A 17,035-nucleotide genomic window follows, 5' to 3' on the forward strand; every position below is an offset into this window, starting at 1 on the left:
TGGAGTGAAATAGCGTCCTATCGATGTAAATATCCCATCCAAGTGTAATACCCACTCTGGCCGTTGTATCCCTTTTCCTAGTAAAGCTCCTATCCCTCCAAGTAACACTTGCCTATCTAATTTTTTCGTTTTGAGGATTTCTAAAAAAAAGAATTGAACTCATTAACCGCAGTAAAGCCATCATTATAAACGTAAACATATGTCCATTACCTCTTTGGCTTATTTTGTAGAAACGAAATGGTATCCTTTGCAATTTTTTTCATTTAAGAGCTATTCGTGCATGTCCACAATTGTAGGCATACCGTGTAGGTTCCCCAAAAGACTCCCATACTAGATCTGCATAGTGAATGTGAACGTACTGATCGTGTTTAGCAGAAATCAGTAGTATATTATCTTTATTCATTTTTGGAACGGCTTGATTTGGCTCGGTTAATTCCCAATATTTCACTAGATCGTTGTAATTCACTCCATGAGACTCTAAGTCCTGTCTTATATACTTACCAGGAATCGTATTCCATATCGAATAACTAAGGCAATTAGAATAGAATATAGAAACTAATGCATCGATCTCTGACTCAAGTGTAGCAACTACATTTGAGATAAAGCCACCAAGGCTAACACCTATTATAATTACGGGACCTTGTTTGTTATTTTTTATCCACTGGATCAAAGCCCTTAGATCAACAATTGCTTGTCTAGTAGATTCAACAGTCCTACTAATATTGGCACTAACCATAAACTCACCACTATAAAGTGGTGTCTCTGGCTGACGTTCCAAGTGGTAAGGAAGAGTATAGTAGTACATATTCCATCCTAAATTATTCATAATCGAATTATGAATAATCTTCTTTACCCTATCAAATCCTTTCATTCGCCAACTATGTACAAAGATAACGTTAGGCTTACTTTCAGCTTCATTTAAGTAAGCCTCTCCTCTTACATAGTCATTGGGATCATCCCCAGAAGGTATCAAACTTTCAAATCCGAATTCACCCATGCTATACCCTTTGTCTGTAGAAGTTATGTTCAAGCCAATATCTGAAAGTGATGCTGATACTTCAAAAAAAGTTTCTCTATCTATATTTATTGGTATATGGGTAGAATCAATATCGCATTGATTCTACTCACTTCGACCTTTATGCAAATCATGTAGAGCATAATAATCTATCAATTTTGAAAGTAACAAGCTAATATCTCCTCCCAACCGATTCTTTATTTTTCACATCATTTCTCATGATATCAAACTCTCGACTAGATCTACATGAATCAACAACCCCTTTATCTCTAATATATGAGAACCAAATAATCTCTTTTTATTCACATTAAGATAAATAAAACCATTTTTTACCATTTTTTAAATCATATGATAGTCTTTGATCTCATCTTTTATAAAAAAGAATTTTTTGTTACCCAATCAATGCTAAATGTTCTACGAACCCAATAAACATTCTCTACATTTGGAATAGAAATTATCTTAATCCAATTCTTAAAAATAGATAATGAACTGCTATTAGTTCATTGTCGTGTTATTCCCTATTTCTATAAAATAGAGATTGGTGTCACTAAAAAACATAAGTTCATCTTTAGTTGCACTTAATAATCGATTTTTCAACTCCCGAAACACAAGTTAAACCAAAACCCACATAAGTTCACCATGTATTTACCACAAAACACATCAACATTCGCCTGAGTATAACTTAAGTTAAACTAGCATCGTAAAAGTTCATAAAATAAACCATATACATAAATTTAAAACAGGATTTGTTGATTTTTTGTCGAAATCATATAGAATTAAATAAACAGATAGCTGTGAATCGGGTGAACAACCACGAACTCAACAAGTAAATAATCGTGAACTGAGTGAACATAAGCAAAAAAGGTACATGGATGACCGTGAACCGAATGAATTCTCATAAAACTCACATGTGAATGCCTGTGAAATGAGTGAATGTACATAAAACATTAATAAATGGTGGTGGATTAAATGAATAATTCTAAAAGTGCAAGTTTCATTGGCGTACCAGAAGCATCTGAATATACCAATATTCCTCCTGAAACATTAAAAAGATATCTAATTAATCATGAACAGTTTTTGAATTTCAAAAAAGAAGGTAGACGCTATAAAATAAGTATTGAATCACTAGATCTATTAAAGAAAATCCGTGAACTCTATAGTGAGGGATTATTAAAAGAAGATGTGAACGATAATTTGGCAAGTGATGGGCTTCCTATAACTATTACAGTCAAAAATCAAGAGGAGAAAGGCTCTATCTCTATAAACGATGAGCTGAGTGAAATAAAAAAGATGTTACAACAACAAGAACAACAGATGACACAGCAAATGCAATTTAATCAAAAGTTAGTAGAAGAGTTACAGAAAGTTAGCCAAACCAACCAAGAATTAAAGCAAATGATAAACAGAAAAGATGCTGAGTTGATTGGAGAGTTAAGAAAAGGATTATCAGAAAGTAAAAGAATGATTGAAGAAGCTTCTGCTAGTGCAGAGTTAGAAAAGAAAAAAACATGGTGGGAAAAATTAATGGGTAAATAATAAAAAGCTTCTACTATCCCTAGTAGAAGCTTTTTATTATTATAGTGTTGTAATCCGATTATAAAAACTATTGATTATAACATATTTTTAATATATTGAAGAGGGGTATTTTTTTGACCCTCCTCATTTTTTAAAATAAATTGTATAATAAAACAAATTTATTATTAAAGAAAAACAGTCAAAAAGAATTCTTTTGAGATATATTACTAATTTTTATTGAATTATGAGATTAATTAACGCTATAATAAAACTAACAAAAATGACCGGAATAGAAAAAAGACTTCAACTGTTTAAGTAGTGCGACCAACACACTTAAACCGTTCACCCTAATCACAGTAGGGAAAACACTTGTCGAAGTCTCTTGTTAATAGAGTTAGTTTTTCTATAAGATAAAACTTATGTTTTTATTTTATATGAAATTGACATCTATTTCAAGGGCTTAGTTCATCAAAATCAAGGCATTGTTTTCCTTTTTCCAGGGAAACAGTGTCTTTTTTTGTTCCTAAAAGGAGACGATGAACAAATGACAAAGATCTTGACCTGCTATTTAAAAGATGTAGATACCTTCAATGGACGATTCAAATGGTTATGGAAAAACAAATCCACACTTCGTAAAAAGAAAGAAGAGTTTTTAGAAAGTCTTCGTACCCACTTTAAACAACAACAATCAGCCATACATAAAGAGTTCCCTAAGAAGAGAATGGAAATGCTGGATCACGTCATCTATAACCTAGTGGCTACAGGTATTCAAGCGATCCGTTCTGAAACGCTTATGAAGAAATTTAATGTTTCCAAAAGTACCGTTTCTCGTTTTGTACGCTCATTAAAAGCGACACCCTTTATACTTGTGGCACGATACATTAAAGAGGATGCAACAGGTACTCATCCTGACAGTTATGTATTTATCCTTAAAAGCCATAAAAACTTTCAGCACATTTGCGACGAAATCTTTTTTGCCCATGATACAACAGGTATCCAAACGCTTCAGCAAGAAGAAATGACCACTCCTGTGACACGTCCTGTGACGCATCCAGAAAGCACTGAAAACGTTGATACACCAAGCTTAGAGGCCGATAAATCACCTGATGCCTTTATTAACCTTGATTTACCTGTAAATCATATAAATAATCATTTAATGTCTGTTTCACAGGCCTTCACCTATATCAAAGGTGTGCCTAAGAAAGTCAATCAAGTCTATGCAGGTAAGTATGGACATCAACTACAAGACTTCTATGCTCGTATTCAAAATGCTGCAAAAGCTGTAAAACGAGATACAGAGATTGAGATTAAAAAAGAGCAAATACATGAAATTGCGTATTCAACCATTGTTGGATTAGATAAATATGTCCATGAAGCCAATCAACAAGGCACTCCTTTATCCCTACGGGATATGTGTCGATTAATCTATCGAATTGCGAAAAATCAATTCTATGAGTTGGTAAACCCTAAAGAGCAGGATTATTCATCAGTATACGCAAACCAACAAGAAGTTATACATAACGAAAGTCAAACAACAACATTGGCTAAACCAAAACATATTATCCGTAAGGAATTGGTTCCTGATTGGTTAAAAACTGAACAGCAGCAAGAAGAAGCTACAAAAGAAACAGAGATTTCTTTGGATCAACAGCTTGAAATGATTCAGTTAAAACAAGATTTAGGACAAGAGCTAACACCAGAAGAAGAGAACTTGTTGGAGGAGCACAGCTCCACGTATAGTTTGTTGGAGATAGCTCAGGTAAAACAAGACTTAGGACAAGCTTTAACACCAGAGGAACAAGACTGTTTGCGCCAACAGAACCAGTTAAAAGACACAGCTTCCTAATCAAAAAAAGTAGAAATCTCTTAGAAGCTGATGTTTTAATAGAACATGTTTATTTAGAACTGTGTTCTAAATAAACAATAACTAAAAATCTACGCAGGAGGAGACTATTATGCCACACAAAATTACCTTAACCGGATCAGCCACAGGACCACTACGAGAATACGATCGCTACGTTGCTTTTGATATGCGTGAAAAAGGGTCACCGTCTGCGCCTAAAGGATTAAAGAAGAGTACCTTTATTTCGTATACGGTGTTTGTTGCGAGGAAAGCCTTTAATAAAACAGGACTTACGAAGAAAAGCATCATGCATGAAAAGATTTTAATTCAAGGGGAACCAACCCTAGATATTCCGATTGATGAATGCCCTGGTGAAGTAGGGGTGATTTGTTTTCAAATTACCGTTCTCCCGAACAAAAATGACAAAGAGAAGAATGAGTCAGAGGCGAAAAAGGAACCTAAACAAGAGGCGTCTGCTTCTTCTGAAGCACCACAGAACACGGATTCTAAGCAACAGGAAGAAGAACAAGCAGCTGTTTCTCAACCTGTAGCAAACGAAAAGAAGAAAGAAGCAGAAATAGTACAGCCAAAAATGAAAGAAAATCCTGTTCAAGAGGAAAAGGCTACGCCTCAAAAGAAATCTATGCCAAATCAGCCAAAAGGGACACAGGATCTTTTGAGCTTTGACGACATTATCGTGCCTGAAGAGTTCCTAAAGACACGCCCAAACCCTGAAAAAACACAAAAGGTCATCGATTTTGTGAAGCGTACAGGGCGCTTGGATGAGCCGTTAACCATTGAAAAAGGATCAAATATCTTAAAAGATGGTTATCGTCGTTATATCGTCGCCAAAACGGTAAAAATGGACAAAGTTCCGGTTGTGTATGAGTATCAAAAATAAAATTAAAAGTCCTTATTAATTTTCCTAGGGGAAATCAATAAGGGGAAATTTACTGTTTTCATGTTCTTAGGCTATCGATAATATCTGAGATGTTATTTTCCCTACTAATCTTTCTTGTTCATAGATCAAAAAGAAAAAAGAGATTACATTGATTAACACTAGATAAAAATGGGAAAAAAGGATACAGAAGAGACCCAGTAAACTGAAGGTCATAAAAAACTAGGAGATATAAGCATGAAAAATCATAAATCGTTAAGATTGATGGGGAATGCTATATTAGTTGGTGGTTTTTTAATACTCGTATCGACCATTTTACATCCTCTTACGTTAGATCCATGGAATGGAAATCATGCACTTGAAAGGATAAATCATTCTTTATCTATGTGGGTGTGGGATCATTCCCTAATGATGATAGCTATGCTTTTATGGTATTTTGGCTTATTAGGAGGAACTCTGTTTTTAAAGCATTCGCCCCCTTTTATAAAAATAGCTAATGGATTGTTTATTCTCTCTGTAACTGTTTGGATGGTAGTTCTAACTGCTGAATTGGCTTCATTGCCAGCTTTAGCAATAGAAGTAGCAGAAAATCCATCTCGAATTATGGAAATAGTTTGGAAATCTACGTTTGCCTTTGGTTTATTAGGTGGTTATTTTGCGGTTTTATTTACTTGGATTGGTATCTCCTTGTTAAGTTTGTCTATAAAGAAGATAAACAAGAAATTTACTGTTTTGAAGAAAATAGGAGTGTATGGAGGGTTGATTGGAGCCTTTGGAATTGTCATCTCGATTATTTATTCAGAAATGGCAATTTTGGTCCTTCCATTAACCTCCGGAATTCCATTCATATGGACGCTTATGTTTGGTTGGAATATACGAAAAGAAATAGTATCATAATTGCAGAGAACGTAAGAATAAGTACAGCAAAGACCGCCCATTATGTATCAGTGTATAAGGCGGTCTTAACTATATTCATGCTATATGTTTATGACAAAAATATCGACATTATTCTATAGAACTATATAAAAGTATTACACTATTTACTTTATTGTATGCAGGGAAGACTCCTAAGTTTCCGTTTTTTATAAGTAAAGTTCTTTTTTTTTCGTAATAGTTGAATATTTTTCGTAAATTAGGTCAAGCCTTTATAAAAAAGGAGGCTTTTGTTATGTGGAGTCGTGGTAAAAAAAGAAGTAAGTTGGGAAAGTTTCTAGATAAGAATGGTTATACTCAAACAGAGTTAAGCAAATTGACAAAGCTTAATAAAAGTACTGTTAGCAAGCTTTGTACGGATGCTAATTATGTTCCTTCGGGTACTACGATAAAAAAAGTTATGAAAGCTCTTAGAATGCTAGATTCTAATTTAAAACCGGATGATTTCTTTGATATATAAAAAGGCACAGCATATATTTCTTTACTTATTATCCTCCATATTTAACAGGAATGACCCTCTATTTGAAAAATAGAAGGTCATTGATCCATGCCTGCCTGTCAGATAGTCAACCCTCGGAAAGTGACATTTCTATTATTATCCAACATATATGCGTTTTAAACTTTCATAGGAAGTTTTAGTCAACATAATGAGTGTTATCGGTAATCAAACCATAAAATAAGGGGATGAATAGTCGTTTTAAATTCATACAATTTAATGAATAATATAGAATTTATGGAATAAATTTGATATTATTTAATTGCTGTAACATTCACATTTCAACGAGTGTGAAGTCAAAAAAGCTGCCTTATTCCCTGTTTTAAGGCAGCTTTTTTATATTGTTTACCATTACGTCAGATTAATTTTAATCCCACCTGAAGAAGCTGATATTCTTGGCTTTTCCTCTCTTTGCTGTTTACCTGAGCCGTTGTATTTCTCCATTAATTCATGAATGCTTGCTACTTGTATGATGCGGATATGGTCCGAAGACGCTGCATACCGAACAGGTGTAATCAAAATAACGGAAGGGAAGATAGATGACCATTCTTCTGGTTGCCAGTGCAACGCTTTCCACTCATCCGAAAAGAAGAATTCCTCATATAAATTGACCTTATCCTGCATTTTCTGTTCCGAATACTGATTTCGTTGAATTTCAATCTAAAACGGAGGTCCTTTAAAAATACAAAAGAGATCGGGTTCAATGCCGCCTTTTCGTCCAGTGGGCTTATCTTCGACAATAACCTGTTTAGGCGCACTATACGTACACATTTGTTTATAGATATCTAGAATTGAAAGGAAATGTAATATTTTTTGAGAGTTCTTTTTGATCTTCGCATCTACAGGCAAATAGACAGTCGGAGAATACTGCTGTGTGCGTTCAATCAACCCTAATCGATATAAACGTACCATGACACTATTACACTATTACACGCATTGACAGGCGATTTCAGCTGTTTAAAGAACAGTTCCACTAATGAATCTCGATCTACAGCCCGAAACTGATTGATAAACCCAATAATGTGTTTATCACGCTGAGATAATTGAAAGCTCATCGCTGCTCCTCCTTCTCTAATAAGCCAAAGATGGATTGTGATGCAACTTCTATATCTAGCTCAGGATCATGTACCAAGGTCTTATAAGGGGAAAGTATTTCCTTGCAAGCTCCTTCATCTAAGAAAAAAGCTTGAAACTCTTTCACGTCATCAATTTTAATTTTCATACGTCCTCTAGCTGCTGCATCGATTTCTTCTGCTCCAATGACTCCGGCAACTTTTGCATTTGTCGCATCTGCTTGCCTCCCAGATATCCTTACTCGTAAGTTGGCTTTTAGCGCAGAGTTTAATAAATCCGCATCCGGACGTTGCATCGCAATAATCGTATGAACGCCCAGCGCACGACCTTGACTTGCGAACTGTTGAATCATCTCTACGAGATCTGTTTCTCGCTTGATGATGCTCATTTCATCAACCACCACGACAATACGAGGTAATTTAAAGGGAAGCCTGCTGATATGAGTTACACCATGCTCTAACAGTAAATCACCTCGTCGATACATTTCAGCTCGAAGTAAGGCAAATGGTTTTCTCATGTCTTTCGCTTCAAAACAAAGCGCATCCACATGCTCAATTCCATGAAACAACTCTAAATTGGCTCGTTTAAGGTCCACTAATGCCAAGCGCAAGTCTTCAGGAGAGGTATATTTCACCCATGTAGTCAGAATCACACGCATTAAGCTGCTTTTTCCGGCTCCAATTTCACCCGATATCAATAAGATTTCTAAATCCGCAAAGTCTCATGAAACGAGGTTTCCATAGATGTCTTGACCAATGCAGACCGGAAGCTCCATTTTCTCAATATGAGGATGAATCGAATCATATGTATAATTGAGCATCTGAGGTAGACTTTTGTGATGAACCGTGATGCTAAAATTCTTCAGGCTGCCGTTTATCTCGATGTTGCTGCCTAATACTTGTCACAAAGCCCATCTCTCTTTGTTTAAGAGCTCAGGATTAATGCCATTTAGTAAGGAAAAAGCGTACCGAGTATACGTATGATGGTTATCGATTTGATGAATTTTCGGAAACAGATAGGAGGTGCGGTCTCCACGTTTCACCACCGTAAATCTCTGCCGTACGAAACGCTTTAATCAATTGGCCACGCAGCTTTAGTTTTTCAAACATCAACATTCCTCCTCAAAACATAAAGGTCGCAAAAAAGTAAATCAAGGTGCTATAGAAGGTAACAGGCAAGATAAAGCGCATTACCTTTGCGAACTGATCAACAAGATCGATTACACCCCATCGCTCTAATACCCGTTCGATGATGGCAATTCCTAAGACGATGCTTCCTATGGTCAGAATAGTGGGGTCAAGCATAGCTAGTGGACTAAACGGAACAAAGGAATAAGCCTTGAAAAGACGAGGTCTCGTGAGAGATGGTTTGAGGTTTAAAGGAAAGATCTTTCGAAAAAGAAACCTTTGTGTTTTTCTCATGTTAATACCTTCTTTCATTCTTTTTATTTTTTTATCTTTTATGTACCTGTTATTTCAGCTCAACGCATCCGGTCGCCCCCTTCGCCTCTTCGGCTCAGCTCCCTTACAGATTCGATGAAGGGCTTCACGAGGCGTATACAGCTTGTATTAACGCGGTAGTGATACTGAGCTAGATACTGATTAAGGAATGGGGTTATATTTATTTAGATACTATGTAGCTACTGCAGTAAGCTTGCCTGTCCACTCAAAAAATAAAAAAGAACTCTTACTGCAGTAGGTAAGGGATAGATGGTTACGTAAGAAGTGATGATTTTTTATATGCTGGAGTTTGTCCCAATAATACCTTTTTTAAGAAGTGATGTAGTAGATTACTTATTTTCAAAATATAAATGAATCACCCTGGATCAGCAATTTTAAAAACATCAAACTTTGTCCGTGTAGCATAAGACAAAATTAATGTTCCCATTCCTTGAATGTAACCGTTAAAGGAGGCCGCCCTTTTTTACTATTATTACTTTTTGGTACCTATATTACTTTAAAGTGCGTACTTTTTTTTCCTGTTTTTATAGTGGATAATAACTTTTGTCAGATGAACTAATTGGTGATGGCTCATTTATATTATGTCTTTACTATAATTCCAAGCTTAATTCAAAAAAGAAATGATACAAATACAAATAAAACTAATTGATAGTAAACAGGAGGTAATATTGTTATGATGAAAAATTTACAGGATACAGTCACTTTATACAATGGAGTAAAGATGCCTGGCTTTGGCCTCGGTGTATTTAAAGTAGAAGAAGGTCCTGAATTAGTAAATGCAGTTAAAGTAGCCATTAAACATGGGTATCGTAGTATTGATACAGCAGCTATTTATGGTAACGAAGAAGGTGTGGGTCAGGGAATCTGCGAAGGTTTAAAAGAAGCTGGTATCTCACGAGAGAACGTATTTGTCACATCAAAAGTATGGAATGCAGACTTAGGATATGACGCAACAATTGCAGCTTACGAAACAAGCCTAAAAAAACTTGGATTAGACTATTTAGACCTTTATCTGATTCACTGGCCAGTTGAAGAAAAATACAAAGAAGCATGGAAAGCTTTAGAAACCCTTTATAAAGAGGGAAAGGTTAAAGCAATTGGGGTAAGTAATTTCCAAGTTCATCATCTTAAAGATTTAATGGAAGATGCAGAAATCAAGCCTGTAATTAATCAGGTAGAATATCATCCGCGTCTAACGCAAAAAGAACTTCAAGCATTCTGTGAGAAACATCATATTCAACTTGAAGCATGGTCTCCACTAATGCAAGGAGAATTATTAGATAATGAGGTTTTAACAGAGATTGCAAATAAGCATAATAAATCTGTAGCCCAGGTCATTCTACGTTGGGATGTACAGAATGGTATTATTACCATTCCAAAATCAACAAAAGAACATCGTATAGTAGAAAATGCGTCGATCTTTGATTTTGAATTAACTAAAGAAGAAATAGAACGTATTGATGAATTGAATCAAAATCATCGTGTAGGTCCCGATCCTGACAACTTTGATTTTTAATGAGGAAGGAAGGAGATAGACACACTGGTAGTTGTCTATCTCCTTCTTTGTTTAAAATTCGAAGATTTATCCAAACTAATGACAGGTTTGTATTTATTTTATTAGTTCTATTAACCAAAAATATAGTTTTTATATATAATAGGAGTGACCTAATATGGAATTAAATTTAAAAGGAAAAACAGCCCTAGTTACGGGATCGACAGCCGGTATAGGTAAGGCTATCGCACTGTCCTTAGTAGCAGAGGGAGCTACGGTTCTTATTAATGGACGACGAGAGGAAAAGGTCCATGAAACCATTAAAGATATTCAAACTCAGTATCCTCAAGCCATTCTTCACCCTGCTGTACATGATCTAGGAACAGAGCAAGGTTGTCAACAGCTAATGGAACAGTATCCAGAAATAGATATTCTTGTTAATAATCTTGGTATTTTTGAACCTGTTGAATACTTTGATATACCAGATGAAGATTGGTTTCGGTTATTTGAAGTCAACATTATGAGTGGCGTTCGATTAACACGCTCTTACCTCAAGAAAATGATTCAAAAAGAAGAAGGAAGAGTAATCTTCATTGCAAGTGAGGCAGCTATTATGCCTTCTCAAGAAATGGCTCATTACAGTGCAACTAAAACCATGCAACTGTCTCTTTCTCGTAGTTTAGCTGAATTATGCACAGGTACAAATGTGACAGTTAATACCGTTATGCCTGGTTCAACTCTAACTGAAGGAGTAGAAACGATGCTAAATAGTCTTTATCCAAACGAACAATTAACCCTAAAAGAAGCTGAAACGCGATTTATGAAAGAAAATCGCCCCACTTCTATTATCGAAAGGTTTATTCGTCCAGAAGAAATTGCAAACCTTGTTACTTTCTTAAGTAGTCCACTTTCATCAGCTATTAATGGTTCAGCACTGCGGATAGATGGAGGACTAGTACGTAGCGTATTTTAAGCATTTTATATCTAAAGATGAATTATTCATATTCATAAGGTGTTTGCCTCAAAATATAAGACCATAGAACAAAGCAATAATTAGCAGGAATTCAATTAGATGAATCAAATACTAAAAATAACAAACTTCCTTGTAGAACAAGAGGTTTGTTATTTTATCTGAGTAACGAAAAACAAGGCCTAATCTATAATAAAAAGAGCCGTATCGTACGATACGGCTCTTTTTATTGATATTTATTGGTAACGAAGTTTATCCACTTCTTTTATTGTAAGACCTGTCAGTTTACTTATCATTTTACTGTCTATACCTTCTTGGATCATGCCTAAAGCAACCTTCTGAATCCCCTTTTTTTCTCCTCGCTCTTCACCCAGTTTTTCTGCTCTTCTCAAAGCAGATTTTTCGTCCAAAAGAGCTTTCCGTCTTGCTTCATAAGCAAGTAATACTTCTGGATCTTGACTCACACGTTCCCATTCATCCATTGCTTTCTTTAATACTTGATCTTCTTGCATCGCAATCTCCTCCAATACTTGAGTGATTTCTTCATCTTCGGATGCTTCAAGTAATAATAACCATCGCACAAGTTGATCTTCTCGTGGATCTACCTCTCTGTTACGCCATTTAATTAATAACTTAGGTAGCTCCATAAAATGAATTTCCAGCATATCGGTTAAAAGTAATTTCTGTTCGCGCTCATATAACTGAAAAGTGGAGTGATAATCATGCATATGTGATAAATAACGAAAGTTCACAATGTTAATGGTAATGGTTTTACAAAGCTCTCCGTAATCCATGCCTTCCTTCATTTGGCTACTATACATTTTGGACCAATAATAGAGTGTTCGCTTTTCCATATCATGCTTATTATTAAGTTGAATTTCAATATTAACCCGGCTTCCATCTTCCAACTGCGCGTGTACATCTAAAATTGAACGTTTATCTTCTTGGTTTTCTTTATTAAAATGCGGATCTAATAACTGAACCGTTTGAATCTTCTTCTCATCTGGAAAGCGAAGTGCCGCATTTAAAAAGGCAGCTAAAATGGATTCATTTCCATGGGTGCCAAATAACGATTTAAACGCAAAGTCGACACGCAAATCTAATCGTTTCGTCATAATGCCCTCCGTCATATTTATGTTTGTTATTAGTATAGCACGACTAGATTTCTTCTTCCTATATCACACTTTGCAAAGGCACACATTTACATAAAAAAAACTTACTACAGTAGGGAATCAGTAGATGGTGGTGCAAGAAAATCTAGGTTTTATATGCTAGGAGTTGTCCAAGACATTTACTTTTTTTACGGAATGGACGAGATTTTGGGGTGTGTCCAAAATAATGAAATAAAGCAGTAGCATAGATATATAATCCTATTCCATTTGAAGAAAAACTTTAGTGAGGAAAAAATAACAAGATTAATGAGCCTTAGTTGGGGGTAAAGTCAACTAACTGTTTCGAAGGGAGAGAATGATGTATGAGCATTCTATGGACGCTAATTGTAGGTGGAATTATTGGATGGCTTGCCGGTTTAATTACAGGGCGTGACATTCCGGGAGGGATTATCGGTAATATTATTGCTGGTTTTATTGGTTCATGGTTAGGCGGTCTTATTTTAGGAAGTTGGGGACCCGTTATTGGTGGTTTTGCCATCATCCCAGCAATTATCGGATCTATCGTTTTAGTACTAATTGTAAGTTTCATTTTAAGAAAAATGGGCCAAAACAAGAATCATGGTCGTCATGCAAAATAAAGTAACGAATATAAAGTGGAGGGGCTAAAGATGAGAGAAGAAAGTAAGTCAGTGTTAGATGGTTTTGTTGAAGATAATCAATTCGAATTGGATTCTTACCTTACTTATTTATTCGATCAAGTTAATCATGAAAGCAAAATTCCGTCAGAAGCTTAATGAGAAGCCACATATTTTCTAAAAAAGAAAAAGACAAAAAAATAATAAATCAGAATGTAGTATGAGCGACCTTAGTGACTTTGTTCACGATACATAAGGTCGTTTATTGTTATGAAGAATGTTTAAGATATTATTGTTCATAGGCAATGCCCAATGCCCAATGGGTATTAATCACTTTAACTACTGCTTTAGTAAAAATCAATTGGTCCTATACGTTGATTAAAGTCCTTTCCAAGTGCCAATTGGAGGATTGTACATACGATTAAAAAAGGCACATTCTCTGTTGGGAAAAGTCTTTCCACTATCAAAAAGAATGTATCTACTTAAATAAGCTAACCATTTATTAAATCATTTTATAACAAAGGAGATGGAAGTGTGTTCGGACTCAGGGATATACCTAAATTCTTATTTTCTTTCTTACTTGTACTACCACTTGTATCTCTAGTTCACCAATTAGGTCATTCTATCATGGCAATTTTTTTTGGAGGGAGAGTGGATTTTACAATTGGGAAAGGAAAAACAATTTTTAAATGGAAGAAAGTTGAAATAAAATCCGTTTACTTTTTAGATTCCTTTTGTGTATATGAAAAACTAAAATACGACAATCGATTTACCCATGCTTGTGTCTATGCTGGAGGTGCCATTGCTAATTTAGCTTCTATTTTCCTTATAAATAGCTTAATTATAGCTGACATCCTTCCAACAAATCTCTTTTTTTACCAGTTTGTCTATTTTTCTGTTTATTATATTGTCTTCTCGCTATTGCCTATTAAATTTACAGAAACAACTTCAAGCGATGGACGTGCTATTTATGATGCATTGAGATATGGAAAAATAACATGTAACCCTGATTAATAAAGCTGGAATAATGATGTAAAGAGATGTGTTTGCGAAGCTACATAGGATTCCTTTTTACGTAATAAATTAGATGATAAAAATAAAATTACTTTGAATAATATAGTTAACTCAGCAATTAGTGTTGATGTTGATAAATAATTAATATCAAAAAACCTTCTACTCCTGTCAGGTAGAAGGTCATTTGTGTGATGGAAATGTGATTGTATACCCTGCGAGAAAGGTAACACATTTATTCATTGCCAATAAAATTATAATTTAAACAGATTACAAAGGAAAACCCTCTATCCTATAGATAGAAGGCAAGATGGAAACATACTATAAACAAAGGTAGATGACTTAGATAACTTTACATTTATTTTTATATCCAAAAGGAAAGAACTTAAACACATAAAAAAACCTTCTACTCATAGAGAGTAGAAGGTCACAGGGATGACAGCCTGCTAAAATATAAATGACTGGGCTAGCTGGATTCGAACCAACGCATAACGGAGTCAAAGTCCGTTGCCTTACCACTTGGCTATAGCCCAATAGAAATGGTTGCGGGGACAGGATTTGAACCTGCGACCTTCGGATTATGAGCCCGACGAGCTACCAGACTGCTCCACCCCGCGATGGTAAGATAAATAATAAATGGCGGAGGAAGAGGGATTCGAACCCCCGCGGGCTTTGACACCCCTGTCGGTTTTCAAGACCGATCCCTTCAGCCAGACTTGGGTATTCCTCCGTATTTCAATTTAATGGTGGACCTTGTAGGATTCGAACCTACGACCGGACGGTTATGAGCCGTCTGCTCTAACCAGCTGAGCTAAAGGTCCTTCCTAATTTTCGAATCATAATGTAAAGGTGGCAACAGGGTTTGAACAAGTAAATAAAGGTTTTGCAAATCTTGACCTTACCTCTTAGCTATGCCGCCCTGCTTCTGCTTATTACTTAATCAGATAATGCGGATGAAGGGACTTGAACCCCCACGTCATAAGACACTAGATCCTAAGTCTAGCGCGTCTGCCAATTCCGCCACATCCGCGTATAAAAATGGTAATTAAGTAATTCACCTTGTTTTTACTAACTATACACATATTCTACTCCATAACTTCGCAGAAGTCAACATCCGCGAAATATTATTTTTTTACTTTAACTATTTTGTTCTGTTTAAAGTAGAAAAATAAAAACGACTTAGAGTGTTTTTATTCACGCATTGCTCCTACCTTTCAAGAATTTGTTGCAGCTTGCTCTTCACTTACGTCTTTTTGAGTTTCCTGTTTTATTTTTTATATACTAGCGTTAATCTAGTCACTTATATTTTCAATGAACTGGGTGAGAAATCTAAAGATATTCCAATATCTGAATTCTTTAGAGAACGCGCTAATACATTATATCTAAAGTATTATGACTTTGAATAAGCTTCCACCTGTTAACTCACCTTAACAATGTAACTAAATTTAAAAAGAAGTCCAAAAATAAGTCAGAAACGGCATAAAAGCAATGACCAGAAAGGCAAACCAAGTAGCGATACAGTAGATCCTGCTGGCAACCCAAAACCTTGAAGGAAAATTAGAACTGTATCGTTGTTACCTACTCAGCAGTTTTTTGATTAAGAAAAAACCTTGATTATATTACCACTCATCTTCTGAAAAAGTGTTAATTATGGTATGTTCAGTTTCATCTACTTCTGATTTTTTTATCAAATGAATTTGATTTTTGTCAGGAAATGACTGTAATTTTAAATAGTATGTCTCTTCACTACTATACACTCTGCCATGCACATGTTCTGTTAGTTGCCCACTATAAATATAAGAGTTATCTTTCCAACGATAAATATCTACAATAAAACTTGCATCACTAGTTTTTTTGGAATTTTTTTTATCAGCGTCACCTGGGTTTAATTCTGATGAAACAATAACATTAGGCTTATCTATATCTCCTTTCCACTCTAACTTCAATTTTCTATCAGTGTCATTTATTAGCTTTAAATAATGTTGTGGACGTGGTACATCGTTTTTACTTTCTTCAGATATTAACATTTGATCACTCCTGTTAAGATTTTATAGGTATATACTTTCCATTAAGAAAAAAATTAATTTACTTTTTGGTGCTTATAACATTTTGTTAGTGGAAAAAGAAATTTGGAATATTAACCGTAAGAAGTATCTATAACAGAAAAGTCATTTTGTCTTATACTACCTCTTATATTTTTTTACTCAAATCAAACAATATATTTGGGAGGTTTTTTATGCGAGAATTTAGTGTCAACAAACCATTAGATGGTAAAAAAAATTATTTAGGAAAGTTCGACAATGATTATGCTAAGCATTTACACTTAAATAATCCAACCTCTACTAACATGCACGAGTTAGAAGGTTTAGACGAAATAGCTAATACGAAAAACATATTAAGTAATATACAAGAAAATATAGAAAATGACCGTTAATAACAGGGATAGTTGTAATGTCAGGTGTAAGAAGTCACCTAACAGAGTATATGTATGACCGTTTCACTATACAAGGACTTGAACTTAGTATAACTGGGGAAAGGATGACACCTCGTTTGTCATCCTTTTTTTATTGCTAGAAAAAAT

19 protein-coding genes, 5 tRNA genes and 1 pseudogene are annotated in these 17,035 nt (G+C 35.1%); 11 read left to right on the forward strand and 14 right to left on the reverse strand.

The window, feature by feature from the left end; translation table 11 throughout:
- Positions 1-206: 206 nt before the first annotated feature.
- Positions 207-1,093 (reverse strand): annotated as a pseudogene (locus ACLHDF_RS25955) (alpha/beta hydrolase).
- Positions 1,094-1,984: 891 nt separating this feature from the next.
- Between ACLHDF_RS25955 and ACLHDF_RS25960 the strand changes: the two are divergent.
- The 5 genes from ACLHDF_RS25960 to ACLHDF_RS25980 all read left to right on the forward strand — a co-directional run bounded on the left by ACLHDF_RS25960 (position 1,985) and on the right by ACLHDF_RS25980 (position 6,664).
- On the forward strand, positions 1,985-2,551 hold the full coding sequence (locus tag ACLHDF_RS25960; RefSeq protein ID WP_413921429.1) for a hypothetical protein: 567 nt from the start codon (positions 1,985-1,987) through the stop codon (positions 2,549-2,551).
- 523 nt (positions 2,552-3,074) lie between these two features.
- A complete protein-coding gene (locus ACLHDF_RS25965) occupies positions 3,075-4,376 on the forward strand; it encodes a replication protein (RefSeq protein WP_413921430.1) in 1,302 nt (433 codons plus the stop codon).
- 109 nt (positions 4,377-4,485) lie between these two features.
- Entirely contained in the window at positions 4,486-5,274 is a 789-nt protein-coding gene (locus ACLHDF_RS25970; RefSeq protein WP_413921431.1) for a plasmid stabilization protein, read from the forward strand.
- Between the two features lie 234 nt (positions 5,275-5,508).
- Positions 5,509-6,168 (forward strand): hypothetical protein, encoded by a 660-nt coding sequence (locus tag ACLHDF_RS25975; protein WP_413921432.1) that lies wholly within the window; start codon positions 5,509-5,511, stop codon positions 6,166-6,168.
- A 271-nt stretch (positions 6,169-6,439) separates the two neighbouring features.
- Positions 6,440-6,664 (forward strand): helix-turn-helix domain-containing protein, encoded by a 225-nt coding sequence (locus ACLHDF_RS25980; protein ID WP_098325173.1) that lies wholly within the window; start codon positions 6,440-6,442, stop codon positions 6,662-6,664.
- A 387-nt stretch (positions 6,665-7,051) separates the two neighbouring features.
- Here the strand turns inward: ACLHDF_RS25980 and ACLHDF_RS25985 are convergent, their stop codons facing one another.
- The 6 genes from ACLHDF_RS25985 to ACLHDF_RS26010 all read right to left on the reverse strand — a co-directional run bounded on the left by ACLHDF_RS25985 (position 7,052) and on the right by ACLHDF_RS26010 (position 9,195).
- Positions 7,052-7,324: a hypothetical protein gene (locus ACLHDF_RS25985; protein ID WP_413921433.1), complete on the reverse strand. Its 273-nt coding sequence runs from the start codon at positions 7,322-7,324 to the stop codon at positions 7,052-7,054.
- A gap of 36 nt (positions 7,325-7,360) precedes the next feature.
- Positions 7,361-7,612, reverse strand: a complete 252-nt coding sequence (locus ACLHDF_RS25990; RefSeq protein WP_413921434.1) for a hypothetical protein — start codon at positions 7,610-7,612, stop codon at positions 7,361-7,363.
- The gene (locus ACLHDF_RS25995; protein WP_413921435.1) at positions 7,591-7,755 is read right to left on the reverse strand and encodes a hypothetical protein; all 165 of its coding nucleotides are present in this window, start codon (positions 7,753-7,755) and stop codon (positions 7,591-7,593) included. The genes ACLHDF_RS25990 and ACLHDF_RS25995 overlap by 22 nt, the downstream gene beginning before the upstream one ends.
- Positions 7,752-8,426: a hypothetical protein gene (locus ACLHDF_RS26000; protein WP_413921436.1), complete on the reverse strand. Its 675-nt coding sequence runs from the start codon at positions 8,424-8,426 to the stop codon at positions 7,752-7,754. Before ACLHDF_RS26000 ends, ACLHDF_RS25995 begins: the two co-directional genes overlap by 4 nt.
- 334 nt (positions 8,427-8,760) lie before the next feature.
- Complete coding sequence (locus ACLHDF_RS26005) at positions 8,761-8,883, reverse strand: hypothetical protein (protein WP_413921437.1); 123 nt, start codon at positions 8,881-8,883, stop codon at positions 8,761-8,763.
- Positions 8,884-8,895: 12 nt separating this feature from the next.
- On the reverse strand, positions 8,896-9,195 hold the full coding sequence (locus ACLHDF_RS26010; RefSeq protein WP_413921438.1) for a hypothetical protein: 300 nt from the start codon (positions 9,193-9,195) through the stop codon (positions 8,896-8,898).
- 712 nt (positions 9,196-9,907) lie between these two features.
- On the opposite strand from ACLHDF_RS26010, the gene ACLHDF_RS26015 reads away from it, so the two are divergent.
- Together ACLHDF_RS26015 and ACLHDF_RS26020 are read left to right on the forward strand one after the other, a co-directional pair.
- Entirely contained in the window at positions 9,908-10,750 is an 843-nt protein-coding gene (locus ACLHDF_RS26015) for an aldo/keto reductase (protein WP_413921439.1), read from the forward strand.
- A gap of 154 nt (positions 10,751-10,904) precedes the next feature.
- Complete coding sequence (locus ACLHDF_RS26020) at positions 10,905-11,699, forward strand: SDR family NAD(P)-dependent oxidoreductase (protein WP_413921440.1); 795 nt, start codon at positions 10,905-10,907, stop codon at positions 11,697-11,699.
- 233 nt (positions 11,700-11,932) lie between these two features.
- Here ACLHDF_RS26020 and ACLHDF_RS26025 read toward each other — a convergent pair whose 3' ends face one another.
- Entirely contained in the window at positions 11,933-12,811 is an 879-nt protein-coding gene (locus ACLHDF_RS26025) for an Rpn family recombination-promoting nuclease/putative transposase (protein WP_413921441.1), read from the reverse strand.
- Positions 12,812-13,170: 359 nt separating this feature from the next.
- On the opposite strand from ACLHDF_RS26025, the gene ACLHDF_RS26030 reads away from it, so the two are divergent.
- The 3 genes from ACLHDF_RS26030 (at position 13,171) to ACLHDF_RS26040 (ending at position 14,457) form a co-directional block, all read left to right on the forward strand.
- On the forward strand, positions 13,171-13,446 hold the full coding sequence (locus ACLHDF_RS26030) for a GlsB/YeaQ/YmgE family stress response membrane protein (RefSeq protein WP_413921442.1): 276 nt from the start codon (positions 13,171-13,173) through the stop codon (positions 13,444-13,446).
- 30 nt (positions 13,447-13,476) lie between these two features.
- A complete protein-coding gene (locus ACLHDF_RS26035; RefSeq protein WP_413921443.1) occupies positions 13,477-13,602 on the forward strand; it encodes a hypothetical protein in 126 nt (41 codons plus the stop codon).
- Positions 13,603-13,977: 375 nt separating this feature from the next.
- Complete coding sequence (locus tag ACLHDF_RS26040; RefSeq protein ID WP_413921444.1) at positions 13,978-14,457, forward strand: site-2 protease family protein; 480 nt, start codon at positions 13,978-13,980, stop codon at positions 14,455-14,457.
- 458 nt (positions 14,458-14,915) lie between these two features.
- On the opposite strand, the gene ACLHDF_RS26045 is transcribed toward ACLHDF_RS26040, so the two are convergent.
- The 6 genes from ACLHDF_RS26045 to ACLHDF_RS26070 form a co-directional block, all read right to left on the reverse strand.
- Positions 14,916-14,987 (reverse strand) — tRNA-Gln (locus tag ACLHDF_RS26045).
- A gap of 7 nt (positions 14,988-14,994) precedes the next feature.
- Positions 14,995-15,071: transfer RNA gene (locus ACLHDF_RS26050), tRNA-Met, on the reverse strand.
- A 20-nt stretch (positions 15,072-15,091) separates the two neighbouring features.
- Positions 15,092-15,184: transfer RNA gene (locus ACLHDF_RS26055), tRNA-Ser, on the reverse strand.
- A 14-nt stretch (positions 15,185-15,198) separates the two neighbouring features.
- Positions 15,199-15,275 (reverse strand) — tRNA-Ile (locus ACLHDF_RS26060).
- Between the two features lie 127 nt (positions 15,276-15,402).
- A tRNA-Leu gene (locus ACLHDF_RS26065) sits at positions 15,403-15,484 on the reverse strand.
- 589 nt (positions 15,485-16,073) lie between these two features.
- The gene (locus tag ACLHDF_RS26070; protein ID WP_413921445.1) at positions 16,074-16,481 is read right to left on the reverse strand and encodes a hypothetical protein; all 408 of its coding nucleotides are present in this window, start codon (positions 16,479-16,481) and stop codon (positions 16,074-16,076) included.
- A gap of 209 nt (positions 16,482-16,690) precedes the next feature.
- Here ACLHDF_RS26070 and ACLHDF_RS26075 point away from each other — a divergent pair, with 209 nt between their 5' ends.
- Positions 16,691-16,888: a hypothetical protein gene (locus tag ACLHDF_RS26075; protein WP_413921446.1), complete on the forward strand. Its 198-nt coding sequence runs from the start codon at positions 16,691-16,693 to the stop codon at positions 16,886-16,888.
- Positions 16,889-17,035 lie beyond the last annotated feature (147 nt).

The sequence above is a fragment of the Priestia megaterium genome (assembly GCF_046599315.1).
In the GTDB taxonomy this organism is placed as follows: Bacteria; Bacillota; Bacilli; order Bacillales; family Bacillaceae_H; genus Priestia; species Priestia megaterium_F.